Below are 22,412 nucleotides of genomic sequence, written 5' to 3'. Positions count from 1 at the left end.
GCCTTCGCCGGGACGACGGCGGTGGGTGCGACGGCCAGTATGGCTACGTCAGCACCTTCACCCCGCCGAACGACGTCACCCGGCCCTGCTTCAGCATCACGATCTGCGTCGCGAGCTGGCGCAGCTCGGCGACGTCGTGGCTGACATAGACCATGGGGACATTAGCCTCGTCGCGCAGCCGCACCAGATAGGGCAGGATCTCCAGCTTGCGGCCCTCGTCGAGCGCGCCGAGCGGCTCGTCGAGCAGCAGCAGGCGCGGCCTTGACAGCAGCGCGCGGCCGAGCGCGACGCGCTGGCGCTCGCCGCCGGAGAGTTTTCCGGGGCGGCGACCCTGCAGCGCGCCGATGTCGAGCAGCTCGATGACGCGCTTGTGCTGCGCCGGATCGGGCGCGAGGCCGTTCATCCGCCTGCCATAGTCGAGATTTTGCGCGACGTTGAGATGCGGAAACAGCCGCGCATCCTGGAACACATAACCGATGCGGCGGCGCCAGGTCGGCACATGAATGCCGGCCGCGCTGTCGTCGACCGTCTCGCCGTCGATCACGATGGTGCCGCGGTCGGGCCGCAGCAGCCCCGCGATCATGTTGACCAGCGAGGTCTTGCCGGCGCCCGACGCTCCGAACAGGCCGATGACGCGGCCTTCGCTTTCGAAGGATGCGGACAGCGAGAATTCGCCGAGCTGCTTTTCGATGTCGACGCGCAGCATGGTCAATTCCCGTGCAAGCGCGCGGTGGCGCGGCGGGCGAACCATTCGGCCGCGATCAGCGCGCCGAGCGCCAGCACGATCGAGACGATCACGAGCCGTCCCGCGGCGGCGTCACCGTCCGGGGTCTGGATCAGCGAATAGATCGCGGACGAAATCGTCTGGGTCTCTCCGGGAATGTTGGAGACGAAGGTGATGGTGGCGCCGAATTCGCCGATCGCTTTCGCAAAGCCGAGCACCATGCCGGCGAGCACGCCGGGCAGCGCCAAGGGCAGCGTCACCGTGAAGAACACTTTGAAAGGAGTGGCGCCGAGCGTCTCGGCGGCCTGCTCGAGCCGGCGGTCGATCGCCTCGATCGACAACCGCATCGGACGCACCAGCAGCGGAAACGCCATCAGGCCGCAGGCAAGCGCAGCACCGGTCCAGCGGAAGGCGAAGACGATGCCGAGAGTATCGGCCAGAAAACCGCCGACGAGGCCACGGCGGCCAAAGGTCAGCAGCAGCAGATAACCGGTGACGACAGGCGGCAGTACCAGCGGCAGATGCACCAGCGCATCGAGCACCGACTTGCCCCAGAAATCACGCCGCGCGAGCAGCCATGCCAGCGCAATGCCGAACGGCGTTGCCACCAGCGTCGCGATGACGGCAACCCTGAGCGAGAGCAGGATCGCCGTCCATTCGGCGGGAGAGATGTCGAGCATCAAATCGCAAATTAAGTGGAGGGGCTGGTCAGGAACTTGAAACCGTATTTTTCCAGAATGGTCTTGGCGGCGGTCGAGCGCAGGAAGGCGAGATAGTCGCTGGTCTCGCCCTTTGCTGTCGTGGTCGCAGCGACGGGATAGATGATCGCGGGATGCGAATCCGCCGGGAAGGTGCCGACGATCTTCACGCCGGGCTCGACCTTCGCATCGGTGGAATAGACGATGCCGAGATTGGCCTCGCCACGCGCGACCAGCGTCAGCGCGGCCCGCACGCTCTCGGCCATGGCGAATTTCGGCTCCGCCGCCTGCCAGGCGCCGAGGCTCGTCAGCGCCGCCTTGGCATACTTCCCAACCGGCACGGATTTGACGTCGCCGGTCGCGATCCTGCCGTCGCCGGCGAGCTTTGCGAGGTCAAAACCCTGCGCGATGGGCACGTTGTCGAGCCTGGAATCCTTCGGCGCGATCAGCACGATGCTGTTGCCGAGCAGATTGACCCGGGTCGGCTCGTTGATGGTCTTCTTGGAGATCGCGTAGTCCATCCAGTCGGTGTCGGCGGAGACGAACACATCGGCCGGCGCGCCCTGCTCGATCTGCTTGGCGAGCACCGAGCTTGCGGCATAGCTGACGATGAACTTGACGCCGGTCCTGGCGGTGTAGGCCGCGTCGACCTCGTCGAGCGCGTTCTTCATCGAGGCTGCCGCGAACACGGTGACGGTCTTGTCCTCGGCTCTAGCAGGCGAAAGGCTCGCGGCCAGAAGGAACATAGCCGAAAGCAGCACGGAAAGGCGGGACATCGGAAGCGCTCCATGCGCGCGTTCAGGGCACGCAATGCGGCGCGCGCAAGACGGCGTTGGTTGAATTAGGCTTGCGACCGGCGGAAGCGCTGTTCCGGCAAGCCCGACGGACTTACGGTCCGGCAAGCGATCGCTGGGTCATCATAACAGGGTGGCCGAACAGGTCAAAGGCGACGGTTCGCATGGCGACAACCAGGAATTCGTCATCCCGGCCTAGTGCGCAATTGCGCACTAGGCCGGGATGACCGCGGAGGCTTTACCGTTTCGCGTCGCTCGCGTGCAGCACGGCCTTGCACGCCGCCGGCATCTGCGCCAGCGTCATCGGCGGCTTCGGCTTCGGGGGCTCCGCCGGGGGTTTCGGGTGCAGCACGCCGTCGCTGAACCAATAGGCGAGATCGGAGGGCTTGCAGCCTTCGTCCTCGGATTGCGACGGCTGGCCCTCGCAGTCGCTCGCGCCTGCCGGGCAGTGCATGCGGATGTGGAAGTGATAGTCGTGGCCCCACCACGGTCGGATCTTCGACAGCCAGGAACGATCACCCTTGGCCTCGCGGCACAGCGCCTTCTTGATCGCGGCATTGACGAAGATGCGCTGCACCGCCGGCTCCTGCGCCGCGTCGCGCAGCACCAGCACATGGCCCGGCGTGAACACCTTCGGATCGATGTCGAGCCGTTCCGGGCGCACCATCATCACCGCCGACATGTCCTCGCGCTCCTCGCGCGAGAGCCGATGGTCCGGCATCGGCGTCAGCCAGATGTCGGCATCGAGGCCGATCTGGTGGCTGGCATGGCCCGACAGGGCCGGCCCGCCGCGCGGCTGGGCGATGTCGCCGACCAGGATGCCCGGCCATCCCGCGTCCTTGTGCGCCCTGGCGGCAAGCCGCTTGATCAGCGCGATCATCGCGGGGTGACCATAGCTGCGGTTGCGCGACAACCGCATCACCTGCCAATTGTCGCCGTTGAGCGGCATCTGCTCGGCGCCGCCGATGCAGCCCTTCACATAGGAGCCGATGACGTGCGCCGGTCCCTTCGACGGCAGCAGCTTGCGCGCGAACAGTTCCTTGGCGCCAATACTGGGATCGTTCGGATTGGCGAGCGGCGGCAGCGGCTTTGGGTTGACGCTGCCCTTGTCCTGGGCCAGCGCGTCGCCGGCGGCCAGGAGCGTCATGACGAGCAGGAGAGGGGCGAAGCGGCGGGGACTCATGTTGACATTCTTATAGCCCAACACCGCGTCAGGGTTAAGAAACAGTCCCTCGGCTGAAATATCGTCTCGAAGTCGTAGTTCCCGGTGCGTCGGCCGGCCGATTTTTAACAATGCGATAACCCTCTCATGCATTGACCAAAATTCGTGCGTGGGACGCGTACTCACCCCCTTCTGCATGCAAGCGCGCGCGATCCCGGAAATGATTCAAGGCAGCGCGCAATTTTGCGCCATCTCGTTCTCCGATGACGACAATGCGATGCGCCTGGAGCGCCCATCGGCACTGTCGCGCCTTGCAAACGGGCAATGAGGGCTGTTTTGTCGAGACTGCCAGACCGTGCGTCCCCTCGCCATGCCACCCAAGATTACCTTTCTTTCAGACACTTGCCCCAAGAGTTGCGGTCGCTGGGCGCGACTGGGACGAGTGAAGTTGAGTTTGGGGTTTCGAAAGCCAAAAAAGCGAAAGGGAAGTGTGCTTGGCAGATCCGGCCTGCACCCGCGCAAGCCGCGCTTTGCGCGCGCCCCTCATCCTCCGTCCGAACGCGACGAAGGTCTGCGCGGCCGCGCTGAGGCCGCGATCGCGGAAGCACGCAAATCCCATGAGCGCCTGCGCCAGGCCATCGAGATCCTGCCGCAGGGCATCGTGTTTCTCGATGCCGAGGGCCGCTACGTCCTCTGGAACAAGCAATACGCGGAGATCTACAGCAAGACCGCCGATCTGTTCGAGGAAGGCGCGCGCCTCGAGGACACGCTGCGCATCGGCGTCGCCCGCGGCGACTATCCAGAGGCTGCCGGCCATGAGGAAGAATGGATCGCCGAGCGGCTGCAAAAGCTCTATCAGCCCGGCGCGCGCCACGAGCAGAAGCTGGCGGACGGCCGCGTCATCCTGATCGACGAGCGGTTGACCGACGACGGCGGCGTCGTCGGCCTGCGCGTGGACATCACCGAGTTGAAGCAGCGCGAGGCCTCGTTCCGCCTGCTGTTCGACGGCAATCCCGTCCCCATGATCGTTTGCGCACTCGACGACGAGCGCATCCTCGGCGTCAACGATGCCGCGGTCGCCCATTACGGCTACAGCCGCGCCGAGTTCGAGCTGCTGACGATCCGTTCCCTTCAGGCCTTCGACAGCGAGCCGCCCTGGACCACCGATTCGGCCGGCGAGGAGCAGGCCGGGCGCACCTGGAAGCACGTCAAGGCCGATGGCGCCCTGATCGACCTTGCGATCTATTCGCGCGAACTGACCTATGCCGAGCGGCCCGCGGTGCTGCTCGCGCTGATGGACATCACCGAGCGCAAGCGCGCCGAGGCACGGCTCGCCTTCATGGCCCAGCATGACGGGCTGACCGGTCTGCCAAACCGCAATTTGTTGCGCCAGCAGATCGACGAGATGCTGCTGCATACGAGGCGCAGCACCGACAAGGTCGCGCTGCTGATGCTGGGGCTCGACAATTTTAAGGCGGTCAACGACACGCTGGGACACGCGATCGGCGACAAGCTGCTGCGCGGTGTCGGCAAGCGGCTGCGTTCGACCTTGCGCGAGGAGGACGCGCTGGCGCGGCTGAACTCGGACGAGTTCGCAATCGTGCAGAGCGGCCTGACGCGTCCCGAGGATGCGGTGCTGCTGGCCAAGCGCCTGCTGGAAGCCATCGCCGATCCCTATCTGCTCGACGGCCATTCCGTGGTGATCGGCGCCTCTATCGGCATCGCGATGGCGCCGGGCGACGGCGACGATTCCGAAAAGCTGCTCAAGAGCGCCGACATGGCGCTGTCGCGCGCCAAGCTGGATGCGCGCGGCTCGTTCGCGTTCTTCGAGGCGGCGCTCGATGCGAAAGCGCAGACCCGCCGCAAGATCGAGGTCGAGCTGCGCGACGCGATCCAGAACGACGTGCTGCGGCCGTACTACCAGCCGCTGATCGACCTCCAGAGCGGCCGCATCACCGGCTTCGAGGCGCTGGTGCGCTGGCCGCATGCCGAACGCGGCATGATCTCGCCGGCCGAGTTCATTCCGGTCGCGGAAGAAACCGGGCTGATCAATCCGCTCGGTGGCCTGATGCTGCGCCGGGCCTGTCACGATGCCGCAACCTGGCCGGACGACGTCCGTGTCGCCGTCAACCTGTCGCCGCTCCAGTTCCGCAGCGGCAATCTGCTTTCGGTGGTGACGGATGCGCTGAAGCATTCCGGCCTGCCGCCGCGGCGGCTCGAGCTCGAGATCACGGAGACGCTGCTGCTGGAGAAAAGCGCCCAGGTGCTGGCGACACTGCACGCGCTGCGCGCGCTCGGCGTGCGCATCTCGATGGACGATTTCGGCACCGGCTATTCCAGCCTGAGCTATCTGCGCAGCTTCCCGTTCGACAAGATCAAGATCGACCAGTCCTTCGTGCGCGATCTCGGCGCCAATCGCGAGGCCCAGGCGATCATTCGCTCCATCGTCAGCCTCGGCAAAGGCCTCGGCGTCACCATCACCGCCGAGGGCGTCGAGACCGAAGCCGAGCTGAGCTGTCTGCGCACTGAGGGCTGCGACGAAGGCCAGGGTTTTCTGTTCAGCAAGGCCCGGCCGAATATCGAGAGTATCAGTCTGCTCGCCGCGCAACGGGGCATCGATGGTGCCGAGGAGGACGCCGCAATGGTGGCCTAGCCGGGGGATGCCAGCTTGCATCTTGAGTTGGGCGCAGTTGAAATTCAGTGGCCGACAAGTGTTACGGCCTCGGCAGGAGCGGTTTCATGGGACCGCACGAATACGAAGCGGGATGCCGCGGGAATCTGAGCATCGGCGCTGCCATCCTGGCCGATGAGAATGAGTCCCGCGCCGCCATTGGCTACATTCAAGATGACGGGGGCGCCCTGCCAGGTCCTGATTGGCTCCATTCCGATGATGAGAAATTCGCCGATCGGCTGGTCGAAATATTGAAGCCTCAGTTGTGGTCCAACTTCTGCAGCCGCGAGGCCGAAACCCAAGCGTTTGGCGCGCGCATAGATGTCCGCCAGCAACGCAGTGTCGGTTCGAAAGCCCAATTCGGCCGCCGACACCGCGAAAAGCTCCACGCTTGTTGTCGTGGCGCTGACGGTAAACGTCGGTCGCGCGAGAATTTCGCCGGCCGAGTTTCCGATGCCGCAGCCTGCCGCATCCAACGCGTTACTGAGGGCGAAGAAGTTTGCAAACGTCCCGATCCTGATCGTCTTCCACGCCGGGACATCGACGGCGGATCTGATTGGGATTTGCGGCCCGTCAGAGCGCGCTTGCTTGAGCTTCAGGTGATTCCGCAGGACGTCTCGTGCCGAGCATTGCGCCAGGGCATCGCTCGCGAACAGGACAGTGCATGCGAAGCAGAGGATGGCAACAATGAAAATGCTACGTTGGTGCCATCCCGGCGAATGATGCCGTATGGAATGGCAACTGATTTTCTTGCCAGCTGTTCGGCCCATAATGGACCTCTCTTGCGCAAAGGCAGCGCGCTACAAAAAATTCAGAATTATCACTTCCGAATGGTCGGCGCGGTCACAGCGGAAAAGCTGTTGTTTTTGTAGCTATAGAAATTGGTCCGGCAAAATCCGCAAAGGTTCAGCGGCGAAGACGCCGGATGGCGAACTCAATATAGGTCAGCGTGGGTGCACTGTCGCAACGGGTCCACGTCAGCGGTCTCCGGAAAGGATCATTTTACCGACGTCTTCGTAATGCGTGTCGCGCGCCTGGATCTGCTGGGCGATGGCGTGCATGTCGCGGAATCGGCGTTCGAACGGATTGCTGCGGAATACGGCCGTGGCGCCGGCCATGTGATAGGCGGTGCCGACCACCCTGGCCGACTGGTGAATGGTCCAGGTCGCGGCGAGGCGAACCGAGCCCCGATGCGCCGCGCTGAATTCGCCGGTCGCGCAGAGATCGCGCCACATCGCACTTGCCGTCGCATAGAGATAGGCGCGCGCGGCCCGCAGGTCGCCCTCGGTGCGGCCGATCAGGCCCTGGACCGCCCCGTTGTCGCGCATGGCGCTGGCCGCCAGCGACTGATGCTTGCCGCGCGCCAGCGCGATCGCGGCGTCCAGTGTGGCGCGCGCCACGCCGAGCGACACCGCGGCAAAGCCGAGGCTGAATGTCGAGCCGGTGCCGATCCTGTAAAGGGGACCCTGCTCGCGTAGCGCCAACGGCACGTCACGAAACGCGGTGAAGCGCTCGGGGATGAAGAGGTCGGCGACCTCGTAGGAATCGGTGCCGGTGCCCGCGAGCCCGATCGCCTGCCAGACGTCGTGCAGCACGGCGCTCGCGACCGGAAACAGGATGGTGCGCACCTCCGCCGAGCCGTCGGCATTCTTGCGCGGCGTGCCGTCGGCGCCGACGATGCGGACATGTGCCCCGAGCCAGCTCGCCTGCCGCGAGCCCGAGGCAAAATCCCAGCGCGCCGTGACGCGATAACCGCCCTCGACGATGCGCGCCTCATGCGCGATCGCGCCCCAGGCGAGGATGCCCGGCGCCGTGTTGAAGATCTCCTGCGCGGTGTCGTGGTCGAGCGAGGCCGCGATCATCGCGCAGACCGCGCATTGACCAAGGCACCAGGCGGTGGAGGCATCCGCTTTCGCGATCTCCTCCAGCATCTGCATGAAGCCTTCCGGCGGCGCTTCGCCGCCGCCAAGACTTTGCGGCAGCAGCGCGCGATAGAGCCCGTTCTCGATCAGCGCAGAGACGACGGCCGGTGTCAGCCGCCGCGTCCGCTCGATCTCGTCAGCTTCGCGCGCGATCAGCGGGGCGATGGCGCGGGCGCGTTCGACCAAGCCAACCCCGGGCGTTGCGTTCATGTCAGCGTTTCCTCGCCCATTCTTGGTGTGAGCGGTAAGTGGCGCGATGGTGGTCTATTTGGTGGGGACGATCAAGATCGTATCCCGGCGCTTGGCTCCGACCCGTCACCCAGAGGCGCGAGCTTAGCGGCGCGAATGCGCCGCTGGGCGAGCCTCGAAGGGCGACGGCCCGGCTGCATCGGGGCCGTTCATCCTTCGAGGCTTGGCCTGCGCTGCATTCGCATCGCATGCCGCGCGCCTCAGGATGACGGATAGCAAGCGCGTGGTTCAGTGATCGGCTTGTCGCGCAACCAGACTTAATGTTACCATCTGTAGCATATTCGAGGTCGCCCATGAGGCACGCGATGAAGAGGCCAATCCGCCGCGCTGCGGCCGCCGCCGAAGCGCCGAAGCTGACGCTCGCGCACGCACCCAAGCTCGCGCATGCGCCCATGAGCGACATCATCGATGCTCTGGCTGACGGGCAGATCACCGCCACGGCGCTGACCCAATTCTATCTCGCGCGCATCGAGGCTTATGACCGCGATGGTCCGATGCTCAACGCCGTGCGCGCGCTCAATCCCGATGCGCTCACGATCGCGGGCAAGCTGGACGAGACTAGGCCGTCGGCTAAACGACCATTGGCCGGCGTCCCGATATTGCTGAAGGACAATATCGCAACCGGCGACAAGCAGCCGACGACGGCGGGCTCGCTGGCGCTGGAGGGCGCACGCGCCAGGCGGGACGCCACCATCGTCAAGCTGCTGCGCAAGGCCGGCGCGGTGATCCTGGGCAAGGCGAACTTGACGGAATTCGCCAACATCCTCGCGATCGACATGCCCTCGGGCTATTCATCGCTGGGCGGCCAGGTGAAAAACCCGTACGTGCCGACGCTGATGGACGATCGTGGCATCCCGGTCGTAGACCCGGGTGGCTCAAGCTCGGGCTCGGCGGTCGCCGTGGCGGCGGGCCTGTGTGCGGTCTCGATCGGCACCGAGACCTCGGGCTCGCTGCTGCATCCTGCCAGCCGCAATGGCCTCGTCACGGTCAAGCCGACCGTCGGGCTGATCAGCCGCACCGGCATCGTGCCGATCGCGCATAGCCAGGACACTGCGGGGCCGATGACGCGCACGGTGCGCGACGCGGCAATGCTGCTGAACGTTCTGGCCGTCAGCGACCCGTGCGATCCCGTGACGGAGCGGCAGCGCAGGCCGGCCGATTACACGGTCGACCTCGTACGCGATGCGATGAAGGGTGCGCGCATCGGTGTGCCGAGCGATCCCGCCGATCCGCTGAACGATTGCTTCTACGGCAAGCTGCCACCCGACGGGGCCAAGCTGATGGCCGAGGTCATCAAGGTGATGGAGGATCTGGGCGCCGTCATCGTGCGCGCCAACATGCCGACACGCGGTTGGATTGCCGGGCCGGGCACCGGCATGGCCGTGCTCAACCGTAATCCGCTCAGCCGCAACAAGGGCAATCCGACCGGCTCGCCGATCGTGTTTCTCTACGAGCTGAAATACGGGCTCAATCTCTATCTCAGGGATTGGGCAACCAATACCGATATCAAGATTATGGCCGATATCATTGCCTTCAACGCGGCGAATGCGGACAAGGCGCTGCGCTTCGGCCAGGACCTGTTTCTCGCCGCCGATCTCACCAAAGGCGATCTGAGCGAGCGCGAATACAAATCGGCCCGTGCCATGGACTTGCTCGCCGCCAAGACGTGCGGCATGGACGCCTATATGAATCAGCACAAGCTGGACGCTGTCCTGTTCCCGGGCGCGACCGGCGCAGCGATTGCGGCTAAAGCGGGCTATCCCAGCGTCATGGTGCCGGCCGGCTTCCTCTCGGAAGCGGGCGACAAGGATACGCCCGACTATCCGCTCGGCGTCAGCTTCGCCGGCCGTGCCTGGAGCGAGCACAAGCTTTTGCGTCTGGCTTATGCCTACGAGCAGGCATCGCAGATGCGCAAGCCGCCGCCCGGTTTGATTGCGCTTTAGAATCTGGTGCTGGTTCGATCAGCAGCCCCGGCAAATGCCGGAGATCTTGCGGTCGACGTTGGCATCCTCCCTATCAAGGAAAATCCTCCGGTCCTATGGTTGTCGTGGGAGCGTCGGCAGCGTGCGGCTGACGGTGGCCGACCGGCGCCGTCCAGGGCCTCGTGGTCGTTTCCTTTCCGGGCAGCGATGGATGGGAAGATTGCGCCGAGACTGTGCCTATCGTTGATACGATCGCGACCACAACCAGCATCCTTGAGGTGATCATAGGTGTCTCCAAATGATTCCCGCATGCATGCGCGGTTCTGACGTCTGGATTTGGATCGGAGACCCGTTATTCCCCGTCGTAGCGCAGGCGTGATGACGCCCTAGCCCAGCGTGGGAATGAAATGCGGCAATTGACGTCGGAGGGCCGCCAAAGCTCGCGCTGGCGGCAGGAAACAAGTCCCGCTGCCCGGGCGTTATCTTCCTTCGGAAGAACGTGGTATTCCCACAAAGCAGGCAGCGATTTTTGACCTCCAACCGGCAGCGCCAAATGTCCTCGTCTGAGCCCCCGATGATACGCAGTGACGCAGCCCGCCGAGGGCGGAGACAGACGAAGACCCTGCTGCTGATTTTGGCCGTCGGATTTCTCGTTTTCGGAGCCGCTGCGGGTACATTGTATTACGCGCTGCGGCCGATAACTCTCCGAATTGCCGTCGGACCGCCGGGAAGCAACGATCACAAGGTGATCGAGGCGATGACCGAGGCCTTTGCCAACGAAAGCAGGACTGTAAAGCTGTCTCCGATCGTGACCGCCGGGGCGGCCGAAGCTCTCGCTCTGCTCGGTGCCGGCAAGGCCGACCTTGCGGTCGGTCGCGGCGATCTGGAAATGCCGGCAGACGCGCAAACAGTCGTCATCTTGCGCAAGAATTTCGTCGTGCTGTGGTCTTCTTCGGGAGTTGCGGGCAAGAGCTCCAAGCGGAAGCCGGCGCCGAAAATCAAGGAAGTCGCCGATCTCGCAGGGCGCAGGGTGGGAGTGATCGGCGCGACCCCGGCGAACGCCGCGTTGCTGAGAGTCATCCTGAGCGCCGCCGGTGTGGCGCCGGACAAGGTCACGGTCACTCAATTCGGCACCGGCCAGCTTGAGGAGCTGGCGCGCGACCCGAGCCTCGACGCATTCATGGCGGTCGGTCCGCTCGACAGCAAGATAACCGCCGACGCCGTTGCCGCGACCGCCCGGACGCGTGGCGAGCCGAAATTTCTCGCGATCGACGCATCGGAAGCCATCGCCCTGAAGCATCCGCGTTATGAATCGGAGGAAATTCCTCCAAGCATTTTCAATGCGAATCCCGCCTGGCCCGATGACAAGGTGGAGACTGTCAGTGTCAGTCATTTGATCGTCGCACGGAATGCCTTGTCCGAAACGACAGTGGCGGCGTTTTACCGCCAGCAATTCGCCCTCCGGCAGGCGATTGCGAGGCAGGTGCCTGGCGCTGCGCAAATCACCAAGCCGGACACCGAGAAAGAAGCCGAGCTGCCGGTACACCGGGGAGCGGCGGCCGTGATCGACGGCACTGAGCGCACCTTCCTCGACAGATACGGCGACTACTTCTGGTTTGCGCTGCTGCTTCTCTCCGGCATTGGTTCGGCCGGCGCCTGGCTGCGTCAATATCTCAATCGGGATGAAAGGGACGAGAACACCGGCCATCGCAACAGAATTCTGGCCCTGGTTTCCAGGGTGCGCACCGCGGAGTTCGACCACGAACTGCTGGCCATGCAGCAGGAGGTCGACGCCATCATCGAGGAAACGCTTGGCTGCTACGATGACGGCGCCATCGAGGAGGAGGAGCTGGCAGCCTTTGGCCTGGTGCTCGAACTGTTCGATCATGCCCTCAGCGAGAGGCGCGCAGCGTTGCAAACGGCTCCTTCGAACGTGCTCGCCGCGCGGCGGTAGCGATACGATAAGCCCGCTGGCCGCTGAATCCTGGAGAACAGCCAAACCTAGATCGGGTCCTTTAGCAGGCGCTCCATGATGATCGTGCGTTCGTCACCATGATAGCTGTCGTGCACCGCCTTGAACCCGAGCCGCGCGTAGAAAGTCTCGGCGGTGACGGAAGAAGGGACGGTCAGCGAAGCGACGTTTCGTGCGCGCGCCGTGCGCTCGATCTCGGCCATCAGCAGCTTGCCGATGCCCCCGGCCTGAACATCGGGAGCCACGAAGACCGTGCGGACCACGCTTCCGTCGAGGCTTGCTGTTCCAACTATGCGGCTGCGGATCGTGGCGACAAACACGGAGCGTTGTCCGATCAGCCGCCGCACGGCATCGGGACTGAAACTATGCGCGATCCTTTCGATGATCTCGTCCGCATAGTCCTTCGCGTTCGTTTCCCGCAGCGCCCGCAAGATGATAGCACTGATCCCATCGGCATCATTCGCGAGTGCGGGCCGGATTGTGCATTCCATGGGGCGCTCCAACCGTCGCTGTAGGTCCGCGGCCATAAACAGCCAATGCCGTTCGCCGTCCTGCCATGCCTCGCAACTGCAAGCTATTGCAGTCCCAGACCGCTGCAGTACCACGCCATATCTTCGTGTCTCCAGCCGCGCTTGACGCCTGACTCCTTGCATTCGTTGTAGGTCTTGAAGTTTGCTCCGTTTCGGCAGCCTGACGGGTAGCTCCCAAAGCCGCCACCCGAGGTGGAACATGCGACCGAGCTGGCCGCCGTGGTCGGGGCGGCCATCGCTTTGGGAGCTGCGTTCGCTGATGTGATCGACAGAATCATCAAGCCCCCCAGCGCAAAAACCGAAGCTTTCATTGCCTTCTCCTGATTGGCGGATGCCTGATGCGATCTAAGGATGTGTTATAGCGATAAATGCAACCTGAATGAAAGAGCCCGCGCGGCAGGCGCTTTCTGGTTTTTTCCGTTCGACAGCAAACCGCGACTGCGTTGTTCCTCGAAAGGAACGGTCGGGAGCTCAAGGCGTTTGAGGTAGCGAAAGGACACTTCCATGACCGAAAAATTCGATCCGGCACCGCCGGACAAGAACGCGGAAGATCTCAAGCGTGGCATCCGACGCGACAAGGCCAAGGACGACGAGTTGGACAAGGGCTTGAAGGACAGTTTCCCGGCGTCGGACCCGGTGAGCAGCACCCAGGCGTCCAAGGCAACACCGGACGCATGAAGGAGGGATAGACTATGGGCCTCGCAGCCTATGATATTGTTGGCAGGGACGGTGCCTGGCACGTCGACCACGATGGCGAAGTCCGGAACACGTACCAGACCAAGGAAGCCCCTTTCGAGGCGGCCGTTGCGGCGGCATCGCTCGCCATGCGGCAGGGGCACTCCGTCCGGCTGACGGTGCCGGAGAGCGAGAACGCCGTCGGCGCAGAAAATTCGGGCGGATGACCTTCGAGGGCATTCTGATTCTACACGGCCGCCAGCAAATGGGCGGGCGCGAAAGGCTTGTGCAAAAAGGTCGTGTTGGGCGGGAGGGGCGCCATCACCGTCCCGGACATCAGCACGATGTTGAGCCCGGGATGCGCACTGCGAGCGTACTCCGCGAGCTCGAGCCCGGTCATTCTCCCAGCGAGGTTGTGATCAGTGATGAGCGCCCGTAGCTCATTGCCAGTAGACGCTACGATTAGCTCCGCCGCTTCTGCGGTGGCACATTCGACGACTTCGAACCCTTCGTCCTTAAGAAGGTCGGATAGAACTTCGCGCTGGAGCGAGTCGTCCTCGACCAGCAGCATGACGAAATTCGACATGCGGTCATTCCCAACTTATCGGATGTTAATGCGCTTCTTCGAGGATTGTTCGGTTGTGATGTCTTCGTTCGGCGCTCCCGTTCGCCACGGCATGATCAGTCGAACATGTTGCATTCTCGTTGAGGTTTCGACGGAGGCGCCGAAGCGGGGATCGAACAGGAGTGGCCATGGCAATCGTCTTCATCACGGGCAGCACGGACGGTTTGGGCCGCGCAGCTGCCCAGTCTCTCCTCGAACAGGGCCACCAAGTCGTCCTGCACGCGCGATCGGCGGAACGTGCGGCGGCAATCGCCGGGCTTGAATCGCATTCCGCACGGGTCGTGATCGGCGATCTCAAGAGCGTCGCCCAGACGAGGCACGTGGCAGACCAGGTCAACGCAATCGGACGAATGGACGCGGTCATCCACAACGCCGGGGTCTATACCGAGCGCAGCCGCGGCCCGACGCCCGAAGGCCACGCCACCACCCTGGCGGTCAACACGCTCGCGCCCTATTTGCTCACCGCCCTGACGAAACGCCCCGATCGGCTGGTGTATCTCAGCAGCGGACTCCATCGCGGCGGAGAGGGATCGTTGGGCGATCTCGACTGGACGAGGCGAACCTGGGATCCGGCCAAGGCGTATGCGGAGAGCAAGCTGCACATGGTCGCATTGGCCTTTGCCCTGGCGCGGCGTTGGCCGCAGGTGCTGAGCAACGCCGTCGATCCCGGCTGGGTCCGCACCAAAATGGGCGGTGCCGGAGCGCCGGTCGGCGTGGCCACCGGACAACGGACGCAGACCTGGCTGGCGGTGAGCGATGATCCCGCCGCCCTGGTCAGCGGTCGTTACTGGCATGACCTCCGGCAACAAGCGCCGGCGCACGAAGCGACCGATGTCGATTTTCAGGAGAGGCTTATCGACAAGCTGGGCGAGTTGACGGGGGTGACGCTGCCTCCGGCGTAGAAGCAATTCGCCTGAAGGATGGGTGAGCTGAAGCGAAACCCATCAAGCTTCTAGACTGCGTCCGTCGGGGCGATGGGTTTCGCATGAGCTCAACCCATCCTACGAGCTGATCGGGCGTTGGTCCGAATGACCGGAATGTGCACCGATGCCTTGTCGATCCGGTGTTTCCTCCGAAGACCTCGCGTGAGGTCCGTCAGACGTCCGTCATCGGAAGCACTTCCAGCTTCGCTGCTGATTTTTCCAACAAGGAGGCCTGACCCGTCCGCCGAGGGTCATTCCGATAGTTTTGAAAGTCTGCATCGGATGCGAAGCTGACGATGTGCATCTCGATGGTGCGATCAGGATTTCGAAGCCGCCGCTGCAGACGTCCGTTGAACTCGGGCAAGAGCGGCAGAACCGCATACTCGTAGGCCCGAAAGTCCGCGACCCCCTCTGCCGGTATTCTGGCCATGAGTACGAGCGTGATTGGGTTGGTTTGATGGGACATCGCCGCCTGTCGATCGCACCGCTGCCATGGTGCGATCATGCGCCTGTTTTGCCCGACGGGTCAAATCCGATTCGTAAAATCGAAAGTTCAAAAAAGCCCAATGTCAACAACGTGCCGGCTACTGTGCTTGGGGTTGTTTTCGCGTTTTTTAATTGTCCGGCCCCAAAATACTTCGCCGGCCCGCCTAATCCTGCCCGAGATGGCCCGGGCGCTCGCCTCAGCTATCCACCTTCAGCGCGGCAATAAAAGCTTCCTGCGGGATGTCGACCTTGCCGAACTGCCGCATCTTCTTCTTGCCTTCCTTCTGCTTCTCCAGAAGTTTGCGCTTACGCGTGATGTCGCCGCCGTAGCACTTTGCGGTGACGTCCTTGCGCAGCGCGCGCACCGTTTCGCGCGCGATCACCTTGCCGCCGATCGCTGCCTGGATCGGAATCTGGAACATGTGCGGCGGGATCAAATCCTTCATCTTCTCGACCATGGCGCGGCCGCGGCCCTCGGCGCGGGTGCGATGCACCAGCATCGAGAGTGCGTCGACCGGCTCGTTGTTGACGAGGATCTGCATCTTCACCAGATCGGCCGGCTTGTAGTCGGTGAGATGATAGTCGAACGAGGCATAGCCCTTGGAGACCGACTTCAAGCGGTCGTAGAAGTCGAACACGACCTCGTTGAGCGGCAGATCGTATTTCACCATGGCGCGGGAGCCGACATAGGTCAGCTCCTTCTGCGAGCCGCGGCGGTCCTGGCACAGCTTCAGCACGCTGCCGAGATATTCGTCGGGGGTGAGGATCGTGGCCTCGATCCAGGGCTCCTGGATCTCCGCAATCTTGACCACGTCCGGCATGTCGACAGGATTGTGGATCGAGATTTCCTGCCCGTCGGTCAGGCTCATCTTGTAGATCACGCTCGGCGCGGTCGCGATCAGGTTGAGATCGAATTCCCGCGACAGACGCTCCTGGATGATCTCCAGATGCAACAGTCCGAGGAAGCCGCAGCGGAAGCCGAAGCCGAGTGCGGCCGAGGTCTCCATCTCGTAGGAGAAGCTGGCATCGTTGAGGCGCAGCTTGCCCATCGCCGCGCGCAAGGTCTCGAAGTCATCGGCGTCGGCGGGGAACAGGCCGCAGAACACCACGGGTATGGCCGGCTTGAAGCCCGCCAACATCTCGGTGACAGGCTTCTTGTCGTCGGTGATGGTGTCGCCGACGCGGGTGTCGGCCACTTCCTTGATCGCGGCGGTGATGAAGCCGATCTCGCCCGGGCCGAGCTCGTCGACCTGCGTCATCTTCGGGGTGAAGAAGCCGACGCGCTCGATGTCATAGGCCGCGCCCGTGCCCATCATGCGGACCCGGCTGCCCTTCTTCATGACGCCGTCGACGACGCGGATCAGCACCACCACGCCGAGATAGACGTCGTACCAGCTGTCGACCAACAGCGCCTTCAGCGTCGCTCCGCGGTCGCCCTTCGGCGGCGGCAGGCGGGTGACGATCGCTTCCAGCACATCGGGCACGCCGAGGCCGGTCTTGGCCGAGATCATCACGGACTCGGAGGCGTCGATGCCGATGACGTCCTCGATCTGTTGCTTGACCTTCTCCGGCTCTGCGGCGGGAAGGTCGACCTTGTTCAGGACCGGAACGATCTCATGCCCCGCATCGAGCGCGTGGTAGACGTTGGCGAGCGTCTGTGCCTCCACGCCCTGGCTGGCGTCGACCACCAGCAGGGAACCCTCGCAGGCCGCCAGCGACCGCGAGACTTCGTAGGCGAAGTCGACATGGCCGGGCGTGTCCATCAGGTTGAAAATGTAATCCTTGCCGTCCTTGGCGCGGTAGGCGAGGCGCACCGTCTGCGCCTTGATGGTGATGCCGCGCTCGCGCTCGATGTCCATGGAATCGAGCACCTGCTCCTTGCCCGCCATTTCCCGGTCGGTGAGGCCGCCGGTCATCTGGATCAGGCGGTCGGCCAGCGTCGATTTGCCATGGTCGATATGGGCGACGATGGAGAAATTGCGGATGTTGGAAATGGGGACGGTCGTCATGGGCGCGGGATACCACTCACACCCCCGTGCGGCAACCATATTGCTGTAATTTCAGGGCCTTTGTTCACGCCAAGCTGATTCCACGAAGGCCCGAAACGCGCTACGCAACGCCTGATGTCCAGGCCCATGTCCACGACCTCGATCCCGTCTGCCCGAGCCCGCGCGAAGACCCGGGTGAGCTATGCCCGCTTTCGGGCCTGGCTGGTTGCCAGCGCGACCCGCCCGGAGGCACGCCTGTGGCTGGTGATCCAGCTTGCCATCCTGCATGCGGTGCTCTGGACCTTCATCCTGATCAATCTCAAGGCAGCGCAGGACGTTCACATGGACGTCGCGGAAGCCTGGGGCTGGGGCCAGAAATTCCTCTGGGGCTATGGCAAGCACCCGCCGCTGTCGGGCTGGGTCGCCGGCCTCTGGTTCACAGTGTTCCCGCCGACGGATTGGGCGACCTATGCGCTGGCGATGGCGACCGTCAGCACCGGTATGGTGATCTGCTGGCTCATCGCGCTGCGCGTCGTGGATGCGCGGCGCGCGTTCCTGGTCGTGGTGATGGTCGCGCTCTACCCGATCTTCAATTTCAAGGGTTTCAAGTACAATCCCGACCTGCTCCAGCTCGTCACTTTGCCGCTCCTCGTGCTCGCTTATCTCAATGCGTTCGAGAAGCGGAGCTGGCAATCCGGAGTCTTGCTCGGCCTTGCCGGCGCGCTGGCGCTGATGACCAAATACTGGGTGCTGACCATGATCGGCGCCATCGGGCTTGCCGCGCTGATCCATCCGGAGCGAATGAGGTTCTTGTCGTCACCGGCGCCATGGGCTGCGATCGCGACGATGGTGGTGGCGATGATTCCGCACATCGTCTGGCTGGCGGACGCGCATTTCGTGCCGCTGACCTATGCCGGCGATACCTACAGCCTCGAGGACAGCGGCCAGGTGCATCAGCTCGTGGCCGGCTATGTCCTGCATAATGTCGCGCTGCTGGCATTGCCGGTGGCGCTGGCCGCGCTGGCGATGGCGCTGGTGCCGCCTTGGTTCAGGCTGCTCCTGCGTGCGCCCTGGCGCATCGTCACGCGGGCCTGGGCGCGCGGCGCGAATGCGAGCGTGAACCTTTCGCAGGCGCGCAACGTCCGGCTCATTCAGATCATCGTCGCGGTCGGTCCCGCACTCGGCGCGCTGGCTTTCAGCATCTACATGAAGACCGATTGGGGCATCTCGCTGTTCTTCCTGGTGCCGCTCGCGCTGGTCGCGATCCCGGCCTTGCGGGTGCAGAGTGCTGCGGTGTTCAACATTGTCGCGATCTGGCTCGTGCTCAGCGTCGCCACGCTCGCTGCCTCGCCCTGGATCGCCGCGCGCGAGATGGCGGCCAATGCCGGCAACACGGCGACCTATGGCGCGCGCTCGGATCTCGCGCGCGAGCTGACGCAGGCCTGGCACGCGCGCTTCGCCTCGCGCTGGGCGGTCGTCGCCGGCACCATGGAGTCGATCCAGCCGATGGTGTTCTACAGCCCGGATCATCCGGCCGCGTTCACGCCGCTCGAGGCCTGGGGGTCCGGGTTGATTTCGCCCGATGACGTCAAGAGATTCGGCTTCATCGGCGTGTTCGATCCGGCCGACGGTCGCCTGCCGGCGTTCGAGAAATGGGTGTCCGAGGTTGCGCCGAACGCCGAGCGCATCGTGATGACGACGCGCCGTTTCACCCACGGCAAGGCCGGTCCGTCGATGAGCTGGAACATCTACATCGCGCCGCCGGGGAAGTGATCGAGGCGACGCCGCCTAAATCCCTTCCTCGTTGAATTTGCTTTCAACGAGTTCGGTGATCGCCGCCAGCGCGGCTTCGGCATCATCGCCGGAAGCGGCGACCGTGATGGTGGTGCCGGGACCGGCGGCGAGCATCATCAGGCCCATGATCGAGGTGCCGCCCACGGTTTCGCCGCCGCGAGTCACCCAGACCTGCGCGCTGAAGCGCTCGACGGCCTGGACGAACTTTGCGGAGGCCCGCGCGTGCAGGCCGCGCTTGTTGATGATCAGGAGGTCCTTGGAGATCGCGCCCGCGGGCACGCCCGTCCCGGCTTGCGGCGCCTCGTCGCTCATTTGCCGGCGAGGACGCGGCTGGCGATGGTGACGTATTTGCGGCCGGCTTCCTGGGCCATCGCGATCGCGTCCGGGAGCGGACGCTCCTCGCGCACCTTGGCGAGCTTCACCAGCATGGGAAGGTTGATGCCCGCGAGCACTTCCACCTTCGGCCGGCTCATGCAGGATATTGCCAGGTTGGATGGCGTGCCGCCGAACATGTCGGTGAGGATCGCGACGCCGTCGCCGGAATCGACGCGGTTAACCGCCTCGATAATGTCGCTTCGACAGAGATCGGAATCATCTTCGGCGCCGATCGTGATCGCTTCGATTTGCTTTTGTGGGCCCATGACATGTTCAAGCGCTGCCTTGAATTCGTCGGCAAGGCGCCCGTGGGTCACAAGTACTAGACCAATCATCGGAAAACTCCTCGCGGGCGCTTTTGGTGCACCGCACGAACGCGCCACTTTGACCATCCAGAGCCCCCGCGCAAGAGGCGATGTTGCGTATCTCCCTGAATCTAGACGGATGGATAAGGGGAGCTGCGCCGGTCTATTCGGTCGCGAGTGTGGGGTTCATATGGTTACCATTTCCCTTCAAACAATCGCCTGAAGGGTTAACGGAAGATGAACTCTTGGTAGTGGTCAAGGCCGCGACAACCAGAGGAAGGGGCGAATAGTCGCGGCCGATTGGGATTCGCGGTATTTCGACACCTAAAATAGCTGTTTTCAGGGATTCGGCCGGCGGCAGCCGCTCCGCGTCCGCGGCGTCCAGATCGACCACGAGGCCGACGGTCGCATGCTCCACAAAGTCGCAGCGGCGGATTCCGAGCCCCCGGATCTCGATCAGGCCGGCCAGGACCGGGGCGGGGCGGACCTCAATTTCGCGGCCGAGTGTCGCCAGATGGACACGGTCATCGCCGACCAGAACGGCCCTTTCGAGCACGCCGCTACGTCCCGCCATGATCAAATCGAAGGCAAGGCGCGACTTGCCGGAGCCCGAGGGCCCGCGGATCAGCACCGCCAGATCTCCAACCTTGACCGCCGAGGCGTGAATGCTGGGGCCGCCGTCGCTCATAGCGCCGGGAGCCTCACCACGAAGCGCGCGCCGACAACAACTGGCGCTCCGTCCTCATCCGCCGGGCCGGGACGGTTCTCCGCCCAGATGCGTCCGCCATGCGCGTCGACGATCTGCTTGGAGATCGACAGGCCGAGGCCGGAGTTCTGGCCAAAGCCCTGATGAGGGCGGTCGGTGTAGAAGCGCTCGAAGATGCGCTCCAGCGCGTCGTCGCGGATTCCGGGCCCGTCGTCGTCGACCACGATCTCGATCTCGCCGCGCACGCGGCGACAGGTGAGGCGCACCTTGTTGCCGGGCTCGGAGAAGGACTGTGCGTTCGAGAGCAGGTTGGAGACGATCTGTCCGAGCCGCGAATCGTGGCCCGTCACGGCGAAATTGTCGGTCGGGCCGCGGCCCTCGAAACGCATTTCGACCGCGACGTCATGGCCGAGCTTGGTTTCATTGGCGACGGACACGAGCGTGGTCAGCAGGCGGCGCAGATCGACCGGGATCGCATCCTGGCGCTGCAGTTCTGCATCGAGACGGCTGGCGTCGGAGATGTCCGAGATCAGCCGGTCGAGCCGCTTGACGTCATGCTCGATCACCTCGAGCAGGCGCGCGCGGCTGTTCTCGTTGCGCGCCAGCGGCAACGTCTCGACCGCGGAGCGCAACGAAGTCAACGGGTTCTTCAATTCGTGCGCGACGTCGGCGGCGAACATCTCGATCGCTTCGATGCGGCTGTACAGTGCACTGGTCATGTCGCGCAGCGCACCGGAGAGATGGCCGATCTCGTCGCGACGACGGGTGAAGTCGGGAATCTCGACCCGGGTCCTGATCCGGCGGCGGATCAGTTCGGCGCTGTCGGCGAGCCGGCGGACCGGACCTGCGATCGTGCTGGCGAGCAGCAGCGACAGCATGATCATGACCGCGGCGGCGACGCCGCCCACCTTGAGGATCGCGAGGCGCTCGGCGGTGACCATCTGGTCGATGTCGTCGCCCTGCGTCGACAGCATCAGCGCGCCGTGGATGGCGCGCGAGCGCAGCACGGGGACCGCGACAGAGACGATCACCTCGCCGCGCGCATTGACCCGCACCATCGAGCGCTTCTGGCCCTGGAGCGCGTCGCCGACCTCCGCATAGCCATTGCCGTTCTCGGGGCCGAGCTCGCGATAGAGCGGCAGGTCGCCGCGATTGAGCCAGGTGCGGACCGCGACCATGCCGCGTTCGACCATGCCCGGCTTCTCGGCGGCGACCGACGGCAGGGGGAAGCGCACCACGGTATCGAGGCTGCGGCTGTCGACCAGCAGGCTGCCGTTCGGGTCGTAGATGCGGGCGCGCGTCTTGGTAGGCGAGATCAGCGTGCGCAGCACCGGCGCCACGCGCTCCGGATTGATCGGAAAATCCAGCGGGGAATACTCGTCCGAGCCGCCATAGGTCTCGCCCGGCTTGAGGTCGAGCAACCGGTCGGGGTCGATGGTGATGGCGTTGGTCTGCACCGTCGCGGAGGCTGCGATCGCGCCGGCGATGATCTCCGCCTGCACCAGCAGGCTCTGCGCGCGCGCGTCGATCAGACCGGCGCGGAATTGCGACAAATAGAGGATGCTCGCCACCAGCGCGACGAGGCCGGCGAGGTTGAGCGAAACGATGCGGCGGGTCAGGCTCGAAAAGGACAGCGCGAAGAAGAACTGCCCGGCGCGCTTCAACCAGTTCAGCGGACGCCAGCCCTGCACGGCCGGCTTGTCCTCGGCCAATTGATCCGGAGCGCCGTGGGCGGTGACGTCCTCGGCGTTCTGGTTCTCGTCAGGCTGCGTTCGGTCAAGCAATGCTCACGCCCGCGTTAGGACAGCTCGTGCGAAGGTCCCCGCATCCTAGAGCCATCCCGGTCCCGATGGAATCAGAACCGGCGATGCTCTCGGTCTTTCGTGGAGGC

At 64.2% G+C, this 22,412-nt stretch carries 22 protein-coding genes; 7 read left to right on the top strand and 15 right to left on the bottom strand.

Annotated features, from left to right (window positions below):
- Positions 1-43 precede the first annotated feature (43 nt).
- The 4 genes from modC to mepA all read right to left on the bottom strand — a co-directional run bounded on the left by modC (position 44) and on the right by mepA (position 3,399).
- The gene (gene modC / locus IVB40_RS33195; protein ID WP_027565845.1) at positions 44-706 is read right to left on the bottom strand and encodes a molybdenum ABC transporter ATP-binding protein; all 663 of its coding nucleotides are present in this window, start codon (positions 704-706) and stop codon (positions 44-46) included.
- Between the two features lie 2 nt (positions 707-708).
- On the bottom strand, positions 709-1,404 hold the full coding sequence (gene modB, locus IVB40_RS33190; protein WP_027565844.1) for a molybdate ABC transporter permease subunit: 696 nt from the start codon (positions 1,402-1,404) through the stop codon (positions 709-711).
- A gap of 11 nt (positions 1,405-1,415) precedes the next feature.
- Complete coding sequence (modA, locus tag IVB40_RS33185; RefSeq protein WP_247817529.1) at positions 1,416-2,198, bottom strand: molybdate ABC transporter substrate-binding protein; 783 nt, start codon at positions 2,196-2,198, stop codon at positions 1,416-1,418.
- A 256-nt stretch (positions 2,199-2,454) separates the two neighbouring features.
- Entirely contained in the window at positions 2,455-3,399 is a 945-nt protein-coding gene (mepA, locus tag IVB40_RS33180; RefSeq protein ID WP_247817528.1) for a penicillin-insensitive murein endopeptidase, read from the bottom strand.
- 469 nt (positions 3,400-3,868) lie between these two features.
- Between mepA and IVB40_RS33175 the strand changes: the two genes are divergently transcribed.
- Complete coding sequence (locus IVB40_RS33175; RefSeq protein WP_247817527.1) at positions 3,869-6,031, top strand: EAL domain-containing protein; 2,163 nt, start codon at positions 3,869-3,871, stop codon at positions 6,029-6,031.
- Between the two features lie 44 nt (positions 6,032-6,075).
- Here IVB40_RS33175 and IVB40_RS33170 read toward each other — a convergent pair whose 3' ends face one another.
- Positions 6,076-6,819, bottom strand: a complete 744-nt coding sequence (locus IVB40_RS33170) for a hypothetical protein (protein WP_247817526.1) — start codon at positions 6,817-6,819, stop codon at positions 6,076-6,078.
- A 207-nt stretch (positions 6,820-7,026) separates the two neighbouring features.
- Positions 7,027-8,181: an acyl-CoA dehydrogenase family protein gene (locus IVB40_RS33165; RefSeq protein WP_247817521.1), complete on the bottom strand. Its 1,155-nt coding sequence runs from the start codon at positions 8,179-8,181 to the stop codon at positions 7,027-7,029.
- A 344-nt stretch (positions 8,182-8,525) separates the two neighbouring features.
- Here IVB40_RS33165 and IVB40_RS33160 point away from each other — a divergent pair, with 344 nt between their 5' ends.
- Together IVB40_RS33160 and IVB40_RS33155 are read left to right on the top strand one after the other, a co-directional pair.
- Positions 8,526-10,163: an amidase family protein gene (locus IVB40_RS33160; RefSeq protein ID WP_247817519.1), complete on the top strand. Its 1,638-nt coding sequence runs from the start codon at positions 8,526-8,528 to the stop codon at positions 10,161-10,163.
- Positions 10,164-10,695: 532 nt separating this feature from the next.
- Entirely contained in the window at positions 10,696-12,096 is a 1,401-nt protein-coding gene (locus tag IVB40_RS33155) for a TAXI family TRAP transporter solute-binding subunit (RefSeq protein ID WP_247817517.1), read from the top strand.
- Positions 12,097-12,143: 47 nt separating this feature from the next.
- Here the strand turns inward: IVB40_RS33155 and IVB40_RS33150 are convergent, their stop codons facing one another.
- Together IVB40_RS33150 and IVB40_RS33145 are read right to left on the bottom strand one after the other, a co-directional pair.
- Positions 12,144-12,605 (bottom strand): GNAT family N-acetyltransferase, encoded by a 462-nt coding sequence (locus IVB40_RS33150; protein WP_247819627.1) that lies wholly within the window; start codon positions 12,603-12,605, stop codon positions 12,144-12,146.
- Between the two features lie 83 nt (positions 12,606-12,688).
- A complete protein-coding gene (locus IVB40_RS33145; protein ID WP_247285396.1) occupies positions 12,689-12,955 on the bottom strand; it encodes a hypothetical protein in 267 nt (88 codons plus the stop codon).
- 193 nt (positions 12,956-13,148) lie between these two features.
- On the opposite strand from IVB40_RS33145, the gene IVB40_RS33140 reads away from it, so the two are divergent.
- Together IVB40_RS33140 and IVB40_RS33135 are read left to right on the top strand one after the other, a co-directional pair.
- Complete coding sequence (locus IVB40_RS33140; protein WP_167552273.1) at positions 13,149-13,322, top strand: hypothetical protein; 174 nt, start codon at positions 13,149-13,151, stop codon at positions 13,320-13,322.
- A 14-nt stretch (positions 13,323-13,336) separates the two neighbouring features.
- Positions 13,337-13,546, top strand: a complete 210-nt coding sequence (locus IVB40_RS33135; protein WP_247817516.1) for a hypothetical protein — start codon at positions 13,337-13,339, stop codon at positions 13,544-13,546.
- A 20-nt stretch (positions 13,547-13,566) separates the two neighbouring features.
- Here the strand turns inward: IVB40_RS33135 and IVB40_RS33130 are convergent, their stop codons facing one another.
- Positions 13,567-13,905, bottom strand: a complete 339-nt coding sequence (locus tag IVB40_RS33130) for a response regulator (RefSeq protein WP_027565834.1) — start codon at positions 13,903-13,905, stop codon at positions 13,567-13,569.
- A 167-nt stretch (positions 13,906-14,072) separates the two neighbouring features.
- Between IVB40_RS33130 and IVB40_RS33125 the strand changes: the two genes are divergently transcribed.
- Positions 14,073-14,846, top strand: coding sequence for an SDR family NAD(P)-dependent oxidoreductase (locus IVB40_RS33125; protein ID WP_247817515.1), 774 nt, complete (start codon positions 14,073-14,075; stop codon positions 14,844-14,846).
- Positions 14,847-15,039: 193 nt separating this feature from the next.
- Here IVB40_RS33125 and IVB40_RS33120 read toward each other — a convergent pair whose 3' ends face one another.
- On the bottom strand, positions 15,040-15,372 hold the full coding sequence (locus IVB40_RS33120) for a hypothetical protein (protein ID WP_247817514.1): 333 nt from the start codon (positions 15,370-15,372) through the stop codon (positions 15,040-15,042).
- Between the two features lie 178 nt (positions 15,373-15,550).
- On the bottom strand, positions 15,551-17,362 hold the full coding sequence (gene lepA, locus IVB40_RS33115; RefSeq protein WP_247817513.1) for a translation elongation factor 4: 1,812 nt from the start codon (positions 17,360-17,362) through the stop codon (positions 15,551-15,553).
- Between the two features lie 126 nt (positions 17,363-17,488).
- Here lepA and IVB40_RS33110 point away from each other — a divergent pair, with 126 nt between their 5' ends.
- The gene (locus IVB40_RS33110; RefSeq protein ID WP_247819626.1) at positions 17,489-19,114 is read left to right on the top strand and encodes a glycosyltransferase family 39 protein; all 1,626 of its coding nucleotides are present in this window, start codon (positions 17,489-17,491) and stop codon (positions 19,112-19,114) included.
- Between the two features lie 15 nt (positions 19,115-19,129).
- Here IVB40_RS33110 and IVB40_RS33105 read toward each other — a convergent pair whose 3' ends face one another.
- The 4 genes from IVB40_RS33105 to IVB40_RS33090 form a co-directional block, all read right to left on the bottom strand.
- On the bottom strand, positions 19,130-19,447 hold the full coding sequence (locus tag IVB40_RS33105) for an HPr family phosphocarrier protein (protein ID WP_018460059.1): 318 nt from the start codon (positions 19,445-19,447) through the stop codon (positions 19,130-19,132).
- The gene (locus tag IVB40_RS33100; RefSeq protein WP_007597752.1) at positions 19,444-19,845 is read right to left on the bottom strand and encodes a PTS sugar transporter subunit IIA; all 402 of its coding nucleotides are present in this window, start codon (positions 19,843-19,845) and stop codon (positions 19,444-19,446) included. The genes IVB40_RS33105 and IVB40_RS33100 overlap by 4 nt, the downstream gene beginning before the upstream one ends.
- Positions 19,846-19,978: 133 nt before the next feature.
- The gene (locus IVB40_RS33095; protein WP_247817510.1) at positions 19,979-20,503 is read right to left on the bottom strand and encodes an HPr kinase/phosphatase C-terminal domain-containing protein; all 525 of its coding nucleotides are present in this window, start codon (positions 20,501-20,503) and stop codon (positions 19,979-19,981) included.
- Positions 20,500-22,305 (bottom strand): sensor histidine kinase, encoded by a 1,806-nt coding sequence (locus tag IVB40_RS33090; protein ID WP_247463530.1) that lies wholly within the window; start codon positions 22,303-22,305, stop codon positions 20,500-20,502. Before IVB40_RS33090 ends, IVB40_RS33095 begins: the two co-directional genes overlap by 4 nt.
- Positions 22,306-22,412 lie beyond the last annotated feature (107 nt).

It is taken from the genome of Bradyrhizobium sp. 40, from assembly GCF_023100925.1.
Taxonomy (GTDB): Bacteria; Pseudomonadota; Alphaproteobacteria; order Rhizobiales; family Xanthobacteraceae; genus Bradyrhizobium.
This window is presented reverse-complemented; position numbering and strand designations above follow the sequence as displayed.

Excerpts from the sequence above, each read along its gene's own strand:
- IVB40_RS33100 (WP_007597752.1), bottom strand. The coding sequence starts at position 19,845 with ATGATTGGTCTAGTACTTGTGACCCACGGGCGCCTTGCCGACGAATTC.
- IVB40_RS33140 (WP_167552273.1), top strand. The coding sequence starts at position 13,149 with ATGACCGAAAAATTCGATCCGGCACCGCCGGACAAGAACGCGGAAGAT.
- IVB40_RS33155 (WP_247817517.1), top strand. The coding sequence starts at position 10,696 with ATGTCCTCGTCTGAGCCCCCGATGATACGCAGTGACGCAGCCCGCCGA.
- modA (WP_247817529.1), bottom strand. The coding sequence starts at position 2,198 with ATGTCCCGCCTTTCCGTGCTGCTTTCGGCTATGTTCCTTCTGGCCGCG.
- IVB40_RS33135 (WP_247817516.1), top strand. The coding sequence starts at position 13,337 with ATGGGCCTCGCAGCCTATGATATTGTTGGCAGGGACGGTGCCTGGCAC.
- lepA (WP_247817513.1), bottom strand. The coding sequence starts at position 17,362 with ATGACGACCGTCCCCATTTCCAACATCCGCAATTTCTCCATCGTCGCC.
- IVB40_RS33145 (WP_247285396.1), bottom strand. The coding sequence starts at position 12,955 with ATGAAAGCTTCGGTTTTTGCGCTGGGGGGCTTGATGATTCTGTCGATC.
- IVB40_RS33150 (WP_247819627.1), bottom strand. The coding sequence starts at position 12,605 with ATGGAATGCACAATCCGGCCCGCACTCGCGAATGATGCCGATGGGATC.
- IVB40_RS33170 (WP_247817526.1), bottom strand. The coding sequence starts at position 6,819 with ATGGGCCGAACAGCTGGCAAGAAAATCAGTTGCCATTCCATACGGCAT.
- IVB40_RS33160 (WP_247817519.1), top strand. The coding sequence starts at position 8,526 with ATGAAGAGGCCAATCCGCCGCGCTGCGGCCGCCGCCGAAGCGCCGAAG.
- IVB40_RS33105 (WP_018460059.1), bottom strand. The coding sequence starts at position 19,447 with ATGAGCGACGAGGCGCCGCAAGCCGGGACGGGCGTGCCCGCGGGCGCG.
- mepA (WP_247817528.1), bottom strand. The coding sequence starts at position 3,399 with ATGAGTCCCCGCCGCTTCGCCCCTCTCCTGCTCGTCATGACGCTCCTG.
- IVB40_RS33125 (WP_247817515.1), top strand. The coding sequence starts at position 14,073 with ATGGCAATCGTCTTCATCACGGGCAGCACGGACGGTTTGGGCCGCGCA.
- IVB40_RS33120 (WP_247817514.1), bottom strand. The coding sequence starts at position 15,372 with ATGATCGCACCATGGCAGCGGTGCGATCGACAGGCGGCGATGTCCCAT.
- IVB40_RS33165 (WP_247817521.1), bottom strand. The coding sequence starts at position 8,181 with ATGAACGCAACGCCCGGGGTTGGCTTGGTCGAACGCGCCCGCGCCATC.
- IVB40_RS33130 (WP_027565834.1), bottom strand. The coding sequence starts at position 13,905 with ATGTCGAATTTCGTCATGCTGCTGGTCGAGGACGACTCGCTCCAGCGC.
- modC (WP_027565845.1), bottom strand. The coding sequence starts at position 706 with ATGCTGCGCGTCGACATCGAAAAGCAGCTCGGCGAATTCTCGCTGTCC.
- IVB40_RS33095 (WP_247817510.1), bottom strand. The coding sequence starts at position 20,503 with ATGAGCGACGGCGGCCCCAGCATTCACGCCTCGGCGGTCAAGGTTGGA.
- IVB40_RS33110 (WP_247819626.1), top strand. The coding sequence starts at position 17,489 with ATGTCCACGACCTCGATCCCGTCTGCCCGAGCCCGCGCGAAGACCCGG.
- modB (WP_027565844.1), bottom strand. The coding sequence starts at position 1,404 with ATGCTCGACATCTCTCCCGCCGAATGGACGGCGATCCTGCTCTCGCTC.